At 43.7% G+C, this 16,803-nt stretch carries 11 protein-coding genes; 8 read left to right on the top strand and 3 right to left on the bottom strand.

The annotated features are described in order from the left end of the window. Nucleotides 1-111: 111 nt before the first annotated feature. From MHN02_RS15280 to rmf, 7 genes are all read left to right on the top strand, one after another. Entirely contained in the window at nt 112-4,950 is a 4,839-nt protein-coding gene (locus MHN02_RS15280; RefSeq protein WP_239247192.1) for an NAD-glutamate dehydrogenase, read from the top strand. Nucleotides 4,951-5,116: 166 nt separating this feature from the next. Further along, a complete protein-coding gene (gene pyrD, locus MHN02_RS15275) occupies nt 5,117-6,124 on the top strand; it encodes a quinone-dependent dihydroorotate dehydrogenase (protein ID WP_014949553.1) in 1,008 nt (335 codons plus the stop codon). 67 nt (nt 6,125-6,191) lie between these two features. Then, nucleotides 6,192-8,288, top strand: a complete 2,097-nt coding sequence (gene rlmKL / locus MHN02_RS15270) for a bifunctional 23S rRNA (guanine(2069)-N(7))-methyltransferase RlmK/23S rRNA (guanine(2445)-N(2))-methyltransferase RlmL (RefSeq protein ID WP_239247189.1) — start codon at nt 6,192-6,194, stop codon at nt 8,286-8,288. After that, complete coding sequence (locus MHN02_RS15265; protein ID WP_061485908.1) at nt 8,285-8,518, top strand: glutaredoxin family protein; 234 nt, start codon at nt 8,285-8,287, stop codon at nt 8,516-8,518. Before rlmKL ends, MHN02_RS15265 begins: the two co-directional genes overlap by 4 nt. After that, nucleotides 8,515-10,455 (top strand): ABC transporter ATP-binding protein, encoded by a 1,941-nt coding sequence (locus MHN02_RS15260; RefSeq protein ID WP_014949556.1) that lies wholly within the window; start codon nt 8,515-8,517, stop codon nt 10,453-10,455. The genes MHN02_RS15265 and MHN02_RS15260 overlap by 4 nt, the downstream gene beginning before the upstream one ends. Nucleotides 10,456-10,467: 12 nt before the next feature. Then, the gene (locus MHN02_RS15255) at nt 10,468-12,225 is read left to right on the top strand and encodes a DUF3466 family protein (RefSeq protein WP_014949557.1); all 1,758 of its coding nucleotides are present in this window, start codon (nt 10,468-10,470) and stop codon (nt 12,223-12,225) included. A gap of 302 nt (nt 12,226-12,527) precedes the next feature. After that, complete coding sequence (rmf, locus tag MHN02_RS15250) at nt 12,528-12,704, top strand: ribosome modulation factor (RefSeq protein WP_014949558.1); 177 nt, start codon at nt 12,528-12,530, stop codon at nt 12,702-12,704. Nucleotides 12,705-12,805: 101 nt separating this feature from the next. On the opposite strand, the gene fabA is transcribed toward rmf, so the two are convergent. Further along, complete coding sequence (gene fabA / locus MHN02_RS15245; RefSeq protein ID WP_014949559.1) at nt 12,806-13,324, bottom strand: bifunctional 3-hydroxydecanoyl-ACP dehydratase/trans-2-decenoyl-ACP isomerase; 519 nt, start codon at nt 13,322-13,324, stop codon at nt 12,806-12,808. A gap of 208 nt (nt 13,325-13,532) precedes the next feature. Here fabA and MHN02_RS15240 point away from each other — a divergent pair, with 208 nt between their 5' ends. Continuing rightward, on the top strand, nt 13,533-13,820 hold the full coding sequence (locus MHN02_RS15240; RefSeq protein WP_014976601.1) for a hypothetical protein: 288 nt from the start codon (nt 13,533-13,535) through the stop codon (nt 13,818-13,820). Between the two features lie 5 nt (nt 13,821-13,825). Here the strand turns inward: MHN02_RS15240 and MHN02_RS15235 are convergent, their stop codons facing one another. Further along, a complete protein-coding gene (locus MHN02_RS15235; protein WP_239247186.1) occupies nt 13,826-15,430 on the bottom strand; it encodes an FAD-binding domain-containing protein in 1,605 nt (534 codons plus the stop codon). A 39-nt stretch (nt 15,431-15,469) separates the two neighbouring features. Then, complete coding sequence (locus tag MHN02_RS15230) at nt 15,470-16,777, bottom strand: DASH family cryptochrome (protein ID WP_239247183.1); 1,308 nt, start codon at nt 16,775-16,777, stop codon at nt 15,470-15,472. Between the last annotated feature and the right edge of the window lie 26 nt (nt 16,778-16,803).

Below are 16,803 nucleotides of genomic sequence, written 5' to 3'. Positions count from 1 at the left end.
ATAAGGTTAAAAATGGGCTTTCATTAGCGTCATTTATTAGAGAAAATAGTTAGGTACTCGGCACTTATACCAAGCTGGATTGGTATTACGACATTCAAAAAAGGTTAACAAATGACAGTCACCTCACAGCGACACTCAGTACTGCTAGACAATGTATTTGCACTTATCGACAAAAAAGTAGATACCAAGCAGAAGTCTCTTGTGCAGCAATTCGGACGTCTGTTGTATAAAAATATTTCAAGCGATGACCTAGAAAATCGCAACGACAGCGACCTTTATGGTGCAACACTTAGTTTATGGAATGGCTTGGCGAAGTTTGAGCATACGTCGCCATACATACGCGTATTTAACCCGGAAATTGCCAAACACGGCTGGCACTCAAGCCACACAATTGTTGAGATTATTGTGTCGGATATGCCATTCTTGGTTGACTCGGTGCGCATGTTGCTAAATCGTTTGAACATCACCGCACATTTATTCCTTCACAGCCCAATTGGCATTAAGCGCGACAAAGCGAACAAAGTTGAAGCGTTTGCTGAGCCAGGTCAATCGCTTGAAGGAGCGAAAAAAGAAACGGTCATCTTTATCGAAATCGATAGACAAACATCGAAAAAAGATATCGATGCTCTAACACAAGAACTGCACTCTGTCGTTGATGAAGTTTCTTTGGCAGTTCAAGACTGGCAAGGTATGACAAATACCTTGCAAGACGTAATTAAAAACAATGCTAAATTTAACTGGCCTGTATCTGCAGAAGCCAAAAAGCAAACTAAAGCTTACTTAGAATGGTTAGGCGATCACAACTTCACAATGATGGGTTACCGTTATTATGACGTTAAAGCCATTGAAGGGGACCATAGATGGATCCCTCAAAACGACACCAGTTTGGGTTTGCTTAAAAACTCAGTAAACGACCGAGAGCGTTTGTTGTCTCGCTTACCTGCGTCGGCCCGTGCCGAAGCGCTTAGCAAAAACCCATTGATTCTGACCAAAACAAATTCACGCGCGCGAGTACACCGTCCTGCATATATGGACTATGTAGGCGTGAAGGTGTTTAACAAAGAAGGTCAGGTTGTTGGTGAGCACCGCTTTTTAGGTCTGTATTCTGCCTCTTTCTATAACAACAGCGTAACTCAGCTTCCGATTTTACGTGAAAAAATCAAACGTATTTGTGAGCTATCTGGTTTCGAGCCTGGAACTCACGCATACAAAGCGTTTGCAAATATTATAGAAACCTACCCACGAGATGAGTTGCTACAAACGCCAGCGGAAGAGCTAGCGCAAATTGTGATGGGTATTTTTCAAATGCAAGAGCGTGGAATTTCACGTTTATTCATTCGAAAAGACATTTTTGGCCGCTTTTTCTCGTGCATGGTGTTTGTGCCAAGAGAGCGCTATAACACCCAGTTACGCAAAGAAACCCAAGCGCTACTTAAAGCGTCATTGGGCGCAACTGAAGAAGTGGAATTTACTACGTTCTTCTCAGAGTCTGTATATGCCCGTACGCATTACATTGCTAGAGTCAACGACAACAACGCGGAATTCGATGTGAAGGAAATAGAGCAAAACATTATTGAGTTGACCAAAACCTGGAATGACAGACTCGCGTCAGCTATTTCAGCGGCACACGGTGAGGCTTCGGGTAAAGCGTTGGAACGCAAATACAACAATGCTTTCTCTCGCAGCTATATGGAGCATAACCTACCGTCAGCAGCGCTTGTAGATATTGGCAAACTAGAGATGTTAGACGACAACCACACATTGGATATGTTGTTCTATCGTCCACAAGAAGAAGACGCTGACAGCCAAGTAGTTAAGCTTAAGCTTTTCCACCGCGCCGAGCCTATTCATTTGTCTGACGTGTTACCGATGCTTGAGAATTTTGGGTTACGCGTAATCGATGAAAGCCCTTATAAAGTTACGTGTTCAGAAGGTGAACGTAACTGGGTCATGGACTTCACCATGTTACATAAAAGTGGTCAGCACTTTGACATGGAAAACGCCCAGGTTCTCTTCCAAGATGCCTTTGCCAAAGTGTGGTACAAGACACTAGAAGACGACGCGTTTAACCGTCTTATCCTTGGCGCGAATATGACTGGCCGTAAAGTTACGGTACTCCGTGCTTATGCTAAATACATGCGCCAGACCGGCAGTTCTTTCAGCCGTGACTACATCGCAAACACACTAGCTAACTATCCAGACATTGCTCGTTTACTCGTAGACTTTTTCGACCAGCGTTTTAATCCTAAGAAAAAGCGCAATGAGAAAAAAGAGGAAGGTATTCTTGAGACTATTAAGGAACAGTTAGACAACGTTAGTAACTTGGATGACGACCGAATTATTCGTCGTTATCTGGATATGATGTCTGCAACGTTACGTACAAACTTCTATCAGGTAGACGATGCCGGCAATGAAAAATCATATGTATCATTTAAGATGATGCCTGAACTCATTCCTGACATGCCATTACCACTGCCTAAGTTTGAAATTTTTGTTTACAGTCCTCGCGTTGAAGGTGTGCACCTGCGTGGCGGCAAAGTTGCCCGCGGCGGTCTTCGTTGGTCTGATAGACAAGAAGACTTCAGAACAGAAGTACTCGGCCTAGTAAAAGCGCAACAAGTTAAAAACACGGTGATCGTGCCGGTTGGTGCAAAAGGTGGTTTCGTTTGTAAGAACCTACCTGTAGGCGAAGGTCGCGCAGCTATTCAGGCTGAAGGCCAAGCATGCTATCGCACTTTCATCACCAGCTTGTTAGATATTACTGACAACATTGTAAATGGTGAAATTGTTCCTCCTAAGGATGTTGTTCGCCTTGATGATGACGACCCTTATTTGGTTGTTGCTGCAGATAAAGGCACTGCCACGTTCTCTGATATCGCAAACGGTATTGCGGAAGAGTTTGGGTTTTGGCTGGGCGATGCATTTGCATCTGGCGGTAGTATTGGATACGACCATAAAAAAATGGGTATTACTGCACGCGGCGGATGGGAGTCGGTTAAACGTCATTTCAGAGAAATTGGTATCGACTGTCAGACCACTGACTTTACCGCTGTTGGTGTGGGTGACATGGCAGGTGACGTATTCGGTAACGGTATGTTGCTATCAGAGCATACGCGACTAATCGCTGCGTTTAACCATTTACATATTTTCTTCGATCCAAGCCCAGATGCAGCAGCAAGTTATAAAGAGCGTCAACGCCTGTTTGAGAATCCAAGCCTAAGCTGGGAAGACTATGACAGTAAGCTGATTTCAAAAGGCGGAGGCGTATTTAGCCGCGCGTCTAAATCTATCAAGCTTACACCTGAAATGAAAAAGTGGTTAGGTACGCGTCAGCTAACGATGACGCCTAATGAGCTAATTCACAATATATTGAAAATGCCAGTCGACCTACTGTGGAACGGTGGAATCGGTACGTATATTAAGAGCAAGAAAGAATCTCACTCAGACGTAGGTGACCGTGCTAATGATGACTTACGCGTCAATGGTCGTGACGTACAAGCTAAAATTGTGGGCGAGGGCGGTAACTTAGGTCTAACGCAGTTAGGTCGTATTGAATATGCGTCTAACGGTGGCCGAGTTAACACTGACTTCATCGATAACGTAGGTGGGGTTGATTGCTCGGATAACGAAGTAAACATCAAAATCTTGCTTAACAGCCTAGTTAACGACGGTGAACTTACGCTTAAACAGCGTAATAAGTTGCTCTACGATATGACCGACGATGTAAGTCGAATTGTACTGAAAGACTGCTACCGTCAAACTCAGTCTATCTCTATTACTGAGTTAGCTGGCGTTAAGCAACTTAAAGAACAGCTTCGCTTTATCCACGGTCTTGAGCGTGAAGGTCAGCTAAACCGTGAATTGGAATTTATTCCAAGTGACGATGAGATTTCAGATCGCGTAGCCACGGATCAAGGTTTAACTCGCCCAGAGTTAAGCGTATTGATTGCGTACGGCAAAATGGTACTTAAAGATGCGCTTAATATTCCGGAAATTACTGACAATCCTTACCACGGTAAGTTGTTAGTAGAAGCTTTCCCTAAAGTGCTCCGCGAAAAATTCGCAACACACATGCAACAGCATCCGCTTAGAAGCGAAATTATTGCGACTAAGTTAACCAACAACATGGTTAACGACATGGGCCTTAACTTCGTGTTTAGAATGCAGGAAGAAACTGGCGCAAGTGTGAGCGAAATTGCTGACGCATATGCAATTGTTCACGGTATCTTTAACATGAAGACGCTGTGGGAGCGCATCGAACAACTGGATAACGTTATTCCAGCTCAGCTACAGCTTAAAATGTTAGATGAAGCACGCAGAATTATGCGTCGCGCTTCGCGCTGGTATATTCGCCACGGTAATAAGACGCAATCCATTGAAGAAGCCATCGCGAGCTACCGTGGTACCTTCGATATTTTATCGAAGAACCTGCAAAACTACTTGGTTAAAAGCGAATTTACTCAGCTTGAAAACGCTACGCAGAAATACATTGATAAGGGTGTACCAGAAGACATCGCTTATCAGGTTGCAAGCTTCTCTAACATGTTCTCTAGCTTTGACCTTGCGCAAATCGTTGAAGCAGATAAGCATGATACCGATGTAGTCGCTAAGCTTTACTATCAGCTAGGTTCTCGTTTAGAACTTCACTGGTTCTTAGATCAGATAAACAACCAGGCAGTAAGCAACCACTGGCAAGCGTTAGCTCGCGCCTCGTATCGTGAAGAGTTAGATTGGCAGCAGCGTTCCATTGCAGCAAATCTTTTAGCTTCTCGCGAAGACGTAAGTAGTGCAGATCAAATTCTTGATGAGTGGATTGAAAGCAATCAGGTCCTACTTAAGCGCTGGTATCACATGATGTCTGAGTTTAAGACCAGTACAACGCACGAATTTGCGAAATTTTCTGTCGCTTTACGTGAATTGATGCTTTTAAGCGTGAAGTCTAACCATTAGAATACACGCACCTTAATGAATTAAGCCCTGTTTATCAGGGCTTTTTATTGGCCGATTGAACATTGCTGTACATTTTTGCAGCATCGTTTGTAAAAGCAAACCTTATACAAGCGCAATATACCTTGATGATCAACAGGCCCTTAATTAGCGAGCGGTAATAATAACCATGCAATCTCTAGTGCAAAAATTCTTGCTTCAGTGTGAACCTGAAAAAAGTCACGATTTCACCATTAACTGGTTAAACAAGACCCAACATACACCGCTGAAATGGATGTACAGCACACCGACGATAAAAAAGCCCGTTACCGTTGCAGGCATGACCTTCGATAATCCGGTAGGACTTGCCGCCGGGCTTGATAAGAACGGCGATTGTATTGACGCATTTGCGAGCATGGGATTTGGTTTTGTTGAGATAGGCACGGTAACGCCTCGTCCGCAGCCAGGAAACCCAAAACCTCGTTTATTCAGAATTCCGGAAAAGCACGCCATTATTAATCGCATGGGATTTAATAATAAAGGTGTTGATCATCTTGTAGAACAAGTGAAAAAGGCTCAGTTTAAAGGGCCTATTGGTATTAATATTGGTAAAAATAAAGATACCGAAGAAGCGAATGCGCTCGACGATTACCTGATTTGTTTAAACAAAGTTTATCCTTACGCAAGCTACGTCACTATTAACATTTCGTCACCGAACACACCTGGCCTAAGAAACCTCCAATACGGTGAAGCGCTCGATAAGCTGTTAGTTGGCCTAAAAGCTGCACAGGAAACGCTAACGCAAACCCACGGTAAATATGTGCCGCTGTTCATTAAAATAGCGCCAGATTTGAGCGATGTGGAAATTGACAGTATTGCTGCTTCGCTAATTAATAGCAAAATGGATGGCGTAATTGCTACTAATACGACACTTTCACGTGATGCTGTTGCCGGATTACAGCACGCTGAGGAAATGGGCGGTTTAAGTGGCTCAGTTATGACAGATATGAGCTTAGAAGTAACACGCAAGCTAAACAAAGCACTTGACCGCGCTATTCCTATTATTGGCGTTGGTGGTATTGACTCACCCGAAGCGGCGCAAGCACGCTTGGACGCTGGCGCATCACTGGTGCAGGTCTACTCGGCTTTTATTTATCAAGGCCCATCGCTCGTTAAACGCATCGTAAACGCGTTATAATATACCCAAACCAATCTCTCGTGTACGTGCTTTTTCTTAAGCACGTACATCAAAAACAGGTACATGAATGAATACTATTCTGGTTACGACCAGTCGCGGTCTTGACGAACTATTAAAACAAGAAGTGCTACGCCTTTGCCCTGATGCGCAAGTTAAGCAAGGGCCTGGCACTATTCAGTTTGAAGGCTCAAAAGAGGATGCGTATAAACTTTGCTTATGGTCACGCTTAGCTAACCGCGTAGTTTGGGTGTTGGCATCAGGCAAAGCAGGCGATGCAGATGCACTGTATAATACGGCTATGGGTATTGACTGGCAAATGCAGATGGATTCACGTCATACCTTATCTGTACAGTTTATCGGCACAAACTTTGCCATAAAAAACACTCAATTTGGTGCGGTTCGTGTTAAGGACGCCATAGTAGATTCATTTGTAGAGCAAGGCTTACCGCGCCCATCAGTAGAACGAAAGAGCCCTGATATTTCTGTGTATGCAAGACTACATCGCGATAATGTAATTTTAGGCATAGATTTAGCGGGGGCAAGTCTGCACCAACGCGCATACCGACAAGAAACCGGTGACGCGCCGCTTAAAGAGCATATCGCAAGCGCAATGCTAATGCGTAGTGGATGGACAGAGAGTACCGATGCGCCATTGGTCGATTTGATGTGTGGCTCGGGCACCATCGCGATTGAGGCAGCCTACATCGCTCGCAATATTGCGCCAGGTATAAAGCGTATGTATTGGGGCTTTACTAAGTGGCTCGGCCACGAAGAGAAGCTTTGGGATGATTTGGTAGAACAAGCTATTTCCGCGCAAAAGCCTAGCTGCAGTGGTATTTACGCGGGTGATTTCAGCCGTAAAATGGTAGCAATTGCAAAAGCAAACGCTGATTTTGCTGGCGTATTTAACGATATTTCGTTCTCACAGCAAGACGCAACAAAATCTTCTCCGCCCGTTGCCACACCAGGCTACGTCGTTTCAAACCCTCCTTACGGAGAACGTTTGGGCGAGCTAACATCGTTAATACCGCTATTTAGTGATTGGGGTAAGCGTTTTAAAGAAGCCTGGAAGGGATGGCATGTGTCGCTTCTTAGCAGCAATCGTGATTTGCTTCGGGTTTTAAAGCTTCGCGCTACCAAAGACTATGCCATGAATAACGGTAAGCTGGAATGTCGTTTAGCGAATTATGTGTTAGATGAAGAAAACACGGTACAGTTTAGCGAGGACGCTAGCAACCACGAGTTTGCTAATCGTTTGAAGAAAAACCTCAAACGCATGAAAGGCTGGATCAAGAACGCTAACACTAACTGTTACCGCATATACGATGCTGACCTGCCAGATTATAACGTTGCCGTAGATAGATATGGTGACTGGCTGGTCGTTCAAGAATACGCGCCGCCAAAAACGGTTTCTGAAGATAAAGCACGCAAGCGTCTGCAGGAAGTCTTGCTTCATTTGCCAGCAGTAACAGGTGTTTCACCAAGACAGATAGCGCTTAAAGTGCGTAGCCAACAAAAAGGTACAAAACAGTACGAGAAAATTAATCAGACTGGCGACATGATGGAAGTGTTTGAAAATGGCGCTCGTTTCCTGGTTAACCTTACTGACTACTTGGACACAGGCCTTTTCTTAGATCACCGTAATACCCGCCAAAAAGTGCAGGCGTTGTCCCAAGGTAAAGACGTTCTTAACTTGTTTTCATATACGGGTAGTGTGTCGGTATTCGCCGCTAAAGGTGGCGCAAAGTCTGTAACGACAGTGGATATGTCTAATACGTATTTAGAGTGGGCAAAGAAGAACGTAGCGCTGAACAAACTCACTGCGCCTCATGCTTTTATTCAAGCTGACTGCACCACTTGGTTAGGCACGCATAAAGGCAAATACGACTTAATTTTTATCGACCCACCGTCATTTTCGAATTCAAAGCGTATGCAAAATACGTGGGATGTGCAGCGCGACCACGTAAAAATGCTTACCGATGCTAAAGCGTGCTTAAAAGAGCAGGGGATCATCATCTTCTCTAACAACAAGCGTGGCTTTAAGCTAGACGAATCAGCCATCAGTGAACTGGGCTTGTCAGTAGACAATATTACCAAAGACACAATTCCAGAAGATTTTGCACGTAAAGGCAACATTCATCAGTGCTGGGTACTAGCTTCATGAAAATTTATTTTTACACCGGGCCCCAATGTAGCCTGTGCGACTTAGCCGATGTTGAGCTTCAGCAAACGTCTATGTTTTCATCGCTTAATATAGAGAAGGTTAACATTCGCACTAGCACTGAGCTTTATCATTTGTACGGTGCAAGGATCCCCGTTTTGAAACGGGTAGATAACGAAAAAGAAATCGGCTGGCCTTTTAATACCGCCGATTTAGAGGAGTTTCTTCAGTGAGCATTTTGCAGTTAAAAAACATCACTGTTATTTATGGGAATCCGCCGCTGTTAGACGGTGTCGAACTGGTTGTACAGCCTAAAGAGCGCGTCTGCTTAGTAGGTCGCAACGGTAGCGGTAAATCAACACTGATGAAAGTTATTGCTGGCGATATTATTGCCGACGATGGGCAGCGTATAATTGAAAATAATACGGTCATTGCGCGCCTAGAGCAGGACCCGCCCCAAACTACCGATGTGACGCTTTTTGACTATGTTGCCGAAGGCTTATCTGACGTAGGTGAAACACTGAAAGCCTACTTTCATCAAACCCGTATCGTTGGTGAAGATCCAAGCGAATCAAATTTAAATAAATTACAGCGACTACAAGAACAGTTAGAAGCCAGAGACGCGTGGCAGTTTGAACAGCAAATTGAACAGACGCTAACCATGCTAAAGCTAGACCCTGAGATATCGCTATCTACTCTTTCTGGGGGATGGCGTAGAAAAGCAGCGCTAGCTCGTGCGCTTGTTCGACAGCCGGATTTGCTCCTGTTAGACGAACCAACTAACCACCTTGATATTGAAATGATCCGCTGGCTTGAATCCAGCTTGAGTAATTACCAAGGCGCAATTGTGTTTGTGAGCCACGACCGTGCATTTATACGTGCCATGGCTACGCGAATTATTGATCTAGACCGCGGCTCGGTTACGAGCTATCCGGGTAACTACGAAACTTATTTAGAAAAGAAACAGCACGATTTAGAGGTTGAAGCTTCACAAAACGCTGAGTTTGATAAAAAACTAGCGCAAGAAGAGGTATGGATTCGTCAGGGCATCAAAGCCCGCCGTACCCGCAACGAAGGCCGAGTAAGAGCGCTGAAAAAACTACGCGAGGAGCGTAAAGCGAGAAGAGCGGTTCAGGGCAATGCGGTAGTCAATCAACACCAGGGCGCGCGCTCTGGAAAGATGGTGTTTGAAGTAAAAGACTTAAGCTATAGCATTGAAGGCAAGCCTATTGTTAAAGGGTTAAACCTGAATGTTTTGCGTGGTGACAAGCTTGCTCTCATTGGTCCTAATGGTAGCGGTAAAAGTACGCTTATCAAGCTTCTACTCGGCGAACTCCAGCCCGATAGCGGCAACTGCAAACAAGGCACTAACCTTGAAGTTGCTTACTTTGACCAGCACCGCCACGGGCTGGATTTAGAAAAGTCTGTGATAGACGCGGTAGGCGACGGTAAACGCGATCTGATGGTAAATGGCCACCCACGCCATGTGATCAGCTATTTACAAGATTACTTGTTTACGCCTGAACGCGTTAATGCACCGGTTAAGTCGCTATCAGGTGGAGAAAAAAACCGTCTTATGTTGGCCAAGCTGATGCTTAAACCGAGCAACGTTTTGGTGCTGGATGAGCCTACCAATGACTTAGACGTTGAAACCTTGGAAATGCTCGAAACCTTACTCAACGAATATACCGGCACCGTGCTTTTAGTCAGTCACGATAGGGAATTTGTTGATAACGTAGCAAATAGTAGCGTGGTATTCGAGGGTAATGGAATGCTTCGCGAATTTATTGGGGGTTTCACTGACGTAGAAAACTGGTATAAAGAGCAACAGGAAAAACGTCAGCAAATCGAAAAGGAAGAAAAAGCCAAGGTAAAGAATGAAACTAATTCAGCTTCAGACAGTCCTAGTGCTAAGTCTTCTCCCCGTAAGACGAAAAAGCTATCATACAAAGACCAGCGTGAACTTGAGTCCTTACCGAAAGAACTAGAAACACTTGAGGAAGAGCTTGAGGCTATGCAAGAAAAAGTGAACGACCCGGACTTTTTCAAACAAGACAGTGACATTACTGCCAAGGCATTAGCCGAGTTGGCAGATAAAGAAGAATTACTTTCCCAGAAATATGCGCGCTGGGATGAACTAGAAAGTATGCTGGAAGATAATCAGCAGTAAATAGGATTTTAAATGAAACGAACTCAGCTTGCCGCCGCCGTTCTGTTGGCAACAGGAAGTGTTTCGGCATTCGCCGCGACCTATTCAGTGACGCCTCTTCCTTTACAGGATACCGCTAGAAACAATTTTGCTCGTTCGATTGATAATTCAGGCAAAATGTTGTCTGTCGTTCAACTGGAGTTCAATCCACCAATCGACGCAGAGCAGCTTGAAGAAGACACGACTTTTTTTGACCAGTTCGGTGAGAGTCTAGAAAACGAAGATGACGCACGCCAGGGTGTTTTTACAGACATAGACTACACCACGGTAGTAAACTATCTTCTATCGAACCCAAATCTTACAACAGGACAGAAGCTAGCGTCGTATAGAACCTATGCAACCGACACTCAAGATATATCATTAGTACCAGGTCTTGATGAAGTTACAGACAAATTTGATGACTATACGCGATCTGTTGAATCGACTGGTCGTGACAGCTTGAACGGTAACTTTATTGTCGGTGATTCTTCGGGACTGGTCGTTCTAGACCCATATGAAAACGAAGATGGCGATACATTAAACTACACGTATCCAGAGTCAGCACAACAAGCCTTTGTTCAAGCATCTGGAGAGACTAAAGTACTTCCAGCTGTTGATGACACTGTAGGAGGGTTCTCTTCAGCTCGAGCAATAAACGCAAACTTACAGGTTGCAGGTTTCAGTACTGTTAGTTTCCGCGATGATGTTGCCGATGCTGTTGAAACGTGTACAGACGATGAGTCTCGTGGTGACACATCTGAAGGTCGCTGCCTGTTTACTATTTATAATGGCGATTTTGCTGTTCCACGTATTTCTAGTTACTTCATTAATTCATCTACAAATTACTTACCGAGCTTCGTATTGCTGTCTGAGGTTAACGCTACCATTTGGCAGATCGATGTCAACGGCGATGTAATCAGCACCGATACCTACCCGTTATTATTTGAACCTGATGAAGACGATACACGCCACTATTTCACGTATGCCTATGACATAAATAACCAAGGTATCGCAGTCGGTGAAGGCCTTACTGGAGATCGCATTACGATAACGCGCCCAAATACATCAGGCAGGACTGAAAGTGAACGAGTTGCAACGGTTTTCAGAGACGGTGAAACCATTGAACTTCTTCCACGCGAAGAAAATATCATTAGCCAGGCTATCGCAATTAATGATGAAAATTGGGTGACGGGTGCAGTGCTTCGTTCACAAAGCGATATCGCACGCTCTCGTTTGTTTGTATACAACCTTGATACCCAAGAACAGCATTACCCTGATGGCTTCTTCGTGAGTGCTGGTGTGACTGCGAATGCCATTAACAATAATAATATCGTAGTGGGTAAGGCAGACGTGGATGCAACGAGTGATACTCTTCGCGATACAGCGGCATTTATGTACAACATTGATACTGAAGAGTTTACTAACTTAAATGATTTAGTTTCTTGTGATAACCCATATGAGCTAATTGAAGCAGTAGATATCAACGATGATAATGAGATCATTGCGAATGCGAGAATTAAAGCTACGAACAAGTATGTAACGGGTAACGATATAATTAATTCAGACGGTGAAACAGAAGAAATCGACTCCGTAGTGGCGGTTAAACTGTCTCCGTTATCGAATGGTTCCATAGATGAATGTGAAATTCCTGAGGACGAACAGCCCTATGAGCGAAAAGGAGCTGCAACAGGTTTACTCGCATTTTTTGGTCTATTTGCTGCAGTATTTATGCGTAGACGTTTAAAGAAATAGCTGACCATTTGGACAATATGTAATCAATATTAAAAGAGCCACCTATGCGTGGCTTTTTTTATGCCTAAAAAACGTAAAAAAAGACATATTTATGCATAAAAAATGTAACATAAATTTCATAGAAACTTCATTTATTTAAATTTTGTCAAGCCCTTTTATTTTTTATTTTTCTTGAACCATTTAGTTAATTGCACTATCACAGTATTGTACGCAATCACTTTTCCGGCACTATCAACCGAAATGATGTAGAGCGCTCGAGAAAATGATTTGTTGTACTTTCAACAAACAAAAGAGGCTAATCAATGAAAAGACAAAAAAGAGATAAACTGACACGCGCCCATTCGAAAGGCTATCAAGCTGGCATTAGCGGTCGTTCAAAGGAAAATTGTCCATTTCAGCAAAACGATGCACGTTCACAGTGGTTAGGTGGATGGCGCGAGGCAGTAGAAGACAGACACTTAGGTTTAAGTGTTAAATAACACTTCTCTTTTATGAACTGATTATGCAAAAAGGAAAGCCCCTGAAAAGGGGCTTTTTTGTTGGTCAACGTTAGTTGACCTTATAGCTCTATAAAGGCAGTTTAGAAGTTTGAGGTATCTTGGAACAAGCCAACTTTCAAATCTTTCGCTACGTAAATCTCACGGCCATCAACTTCTACTGAACCATCTGCCATACCCATGAAGAGTTTACGCTTTATCACGCGCTTCATCGTGATCTTATACGTTACCTTCTTAGCGGTTGGAAGGATTTGACCGGTAAATTTAACTTCACCTACACCTAAAGCTCGGCCTTTACCAGGGCCGCCGCTCCAACCTAAGAAGAAACCAACTAACTGCCACATCGCGTCTAGGCCTAGGCATCCCGGCATTACCGGATCACCTGGGAAGTGACAATCAAAAAACCATAAATCGGGGGTAATATCTAATTCAGCGATAATTTCGCCTTTCCCATGCTCACCGCCATCTTCTGTAATTGAAACTACGCGATCCATCATTAACATGTTAGGTGCGGGAAGTTGACTGTTACCTGGGCCAAACATTTCACCACGGCTACACGCCAATAAATCTTCTTTGTTAAAACTATTTTTCTTCTCTGACATTCCCAACTCGTTGCTGTTATTAAAGTGACGCTGCTAATTTAGCGAACAGTTGTACGCCAAACAACTCTGAACAGTCATTTTTCTGAAGAAAAACGCATGCTAATATAGGTTTAGCAACATTGGCTTGTACAAACATCGTTCTATACGTGTGGTTTTTGTACGACTTCTAAATACAAGCTCTACAGTAACGTAACATTGTGTGAAAACTATGACAGAACAAACAACGAAAAAAAGCATTAAAAAGAGTGCCGCAGATAGAGCTAAAGCCAACGCTGATAAACAACGAAGGTTCAGAGAAAGGCAAAAAGACGCAGGTAAGAAACTTGTAAGAGGCTATGTTAGCCCTGAAGCAAAGGCGTGTTATGACGAAATACGCGACAAGACTGGCTGGACTGACAGTGAAGCTATGTCAAATGCCATGCGGCTTATGTACGCAGCTTACAAATGTGGGCAAATTAAACTACTGAATGAATGGCTTCGCAAAAATAACCGTTAGCCGGTTTATTTAATTTTTGTTTTCAGCCATGCACGACTTGGACTATTTTGCATGGTGTGGCGTTTAACAATACGATGCGCCTCTTTAACCACATCATCTCGCTCGCGATAGTCCCATAAGCGCTTTGCCGTGATGCGATTATTCTCTGTTATATCAACGAGCGGTTCAACGTAGTCGCGTTCAACGTCAAAATCTAACATTTGCGCTTCTAGGGGCGGCAATAGGTGAGGGGCGTGAACAGCTTCACTGGGTAATTTAGCAAGTTCCGGCACCCACTTCTTGATGAATACACCTTCAGGATCTAATTTTGAAGATTGTGTTGCAGGGTTGTATAACCGCACGGTGTGAATGCCGGTTACGCTAGCCTGCATCTGTATTTGGGGGTAATGAATACCTGGCTCAAAATCTAAGAACTGTGTTGCCAAATAATGCGCTGCCTTTAGCCAATGTACATTTAGGTGATGACACAGAAAACTGGTTATCATGGCACGCATTCGAAAGTTTAAGTACCCGGTATACTTAAGTGCTCGCATGCAGGCATCTACCAACGGATAGCCGGTCAATCCCATTGTCCAAAGGTAAAAGCGACGCTCGGCTTCTGGGCCATCTATAAACGGAAAGTTTTCGTATCCACTATTCATTGGTCGCCATTCAATACTGTGTTCGCTCTCAAATTTTTGAATAAAATGGCAGTGCCAATGTAACCGAGACGTTAAAGCGGCTAGGGCGCGACTCCATTGTTTTCTATCAGAATTCGGCAGTAACTTTTTCGTCTGCTTTTGATGTTGAACGCTTTGGTAAACTTGCTTAATTGATAGATTGCCCCATGCCAAGTAGGGACTTAAACGAGAACATGCCCGTCTTGCATATTCCGGCTTAGAAATATGTTGATGGTAGTATTGTCCTCTAGCATCGAAAAAATCTTTTAATACTTGCCAAGCACGCCTTTCACCGCCTGGCTGCATCTTGTTTAATTTTTTTAACTTGTCTAAAACATCCTGCCGATAATAATTCGCTTTCTGGCTACAATGAGTGCCGGTTTGACTAATAATATGAAAATCAAACAGACCAAGCTCATTTAAATTTTTGCAAGCAGTATTGATGTTGTTGTGCTGGGCCCAGTCGACCCAATTAACGCCGTTTATATCAATATCATAGGTTTTCGTTGTAAAGTGACGATCCCAGTTTTGCTGCCATTGCTCACGGTGACGCAAACCACGCATCACTGCGCCATACTGGGACTCAATATGGTTTATTTTCTTTTTCTTCAAATAGTTAGTTACTGAAATGTCTCGGTTATGCGTAACGCTCAATCCTATTTCTTGGTAACTCCTAACCGCTGAAATAGCGTAATGCTGGGCAATAAGTTCGAGCGCATCAATAACTTCACAGTGTAAGGTTAGTAAACGGGCGTCTGAAGGCAACTGGGCGTTAATGTCGTCGATACTTTGCTGGATAAATTGCCAATGACGCATGTCCATATGCGGGTCGGCTATAAGGGAAGGTTCCCAACAAAAAAGCGGAAGAATGTTTTCGTTTTTTTCAACTGCACGGTAGAGAGGCTCGTGGTCTCGAAGACGAAGGTGACGTTTAAACCATATGACAGTCACAGATTGTTTAGAATGTACTGGAACCATATGACGAATTAACTACAACCACTTTTTACGAAATTGGCCGTCCGAATCATAAATCTCAGTCTGCTTTTGAAGGTTGAACTGTCTGTGGCCGCGAGGGTCGCTTCCAACACCAGCTAAGTAAAGCCAATTGCCCCAATTACTCCCCACATCGTAATCGATTAATTGATGCTCAAACCACGCTGCACCGTATCGCCAGTCCTGCCTTAGTTCGTGAACCAAACAGCTCGCAACCAGTTGCCTGCCTCGGTTTGACATATAGCCAGTTTCAGCGAGTTGTCGCATGCAAGCATCGACTATCGGATAACCGGTTTTTCCTTCGCACCATAACGCAAAGGTTTCCGGACAATGCTGTGTCGACGGCTTTTTACCCTGGATACCGCTAAAACGAAACCAATTGGCCCCGTATTTACACTGTAACCAATGAAAAAATTCGCGCCAAAGTAATTCAAAGTATATCCAATAAGTGGAATCGTTTTTTTCAACGGTTGCTTCAAACTGTTGAACTTGCCGAATGACTTCCCGTGCAGACAGCGACCCGTTCGCTAACCAGGCCGAAAGCTTGGTACTGTCTTGCCAAGTATCTAAAGCGTTCCTTGTGTCTTTATACGTTGCTGCAGCTTTCCAATCGAAGAGATAAGTATTTAAATGCGTCAGCGCTGCTGTTTCACCTCCAACAAACGATGATTGAGACGGGCTTGGTAAATCAGTATCAATGGCGAATAAAAAAGACTCATCTAATTGCGGTGTAAAAGGGCTTGGTAAGCTTTCCATGGGTGGATGGACAGATAATGGCTTACAGTGCTTTTCCACTTTTCTGCGAAACGGACTAAAAACGTCGGGCATCTCTTCGATGTTGAAAGGAAGGGTTTGAGCATCAAATAAGCCAAACGTCGGAGTTTCTATTACTGTTACCGAATCGAAAAAGCGCTTTACTGTATTTAATTGTGCTCTCTCATCAAAACCACAGTGCTCGCTTACCCCAAGGTGAGAATATTGTCCGGACTTCATCAATTGAACTAAACACTCAGCAGGGTCGCCTTTGACAATGAGCAAATCATGTCCGAGCTTAGCTAATTGCCGTTTTAAATCCACAAGTGTTTGAAACAGGAATGTGTGCCTATGTTTCCCCATAGGCGCAAAACCATATGTCGTAGGTGTAAACGCTTTATCATCAAGAATATAAAGAAAAGTAACCTGCTGAACTGCTTCACACAGCGCAGAAATAGCAGCATTATCGTGAAGTCTAAGGTCATGTCGAAACCAATATAAACCTCGTTGATTGTTGTTCGTACGTTTGGTTTGTTTGTGGTGATTTATCATACTAATTTTGAGTACTTTTTTACTAT

The sequence above is a fragment of the Alteromonas sp. CNT1-28 genome (assembly GCF_022348345.1).
Classification (GTDB): Bacteria; Pseudomonadota; Gammaproteobacteria; order Enterobacterales; family Alteromonadaceae; genus Alteromonas; species Alteromonas macleodii.
Note: the sequence above shows the minus strand (reverse complement) of the source record. Positions and strands in the feature narration are given on the sequence as shown.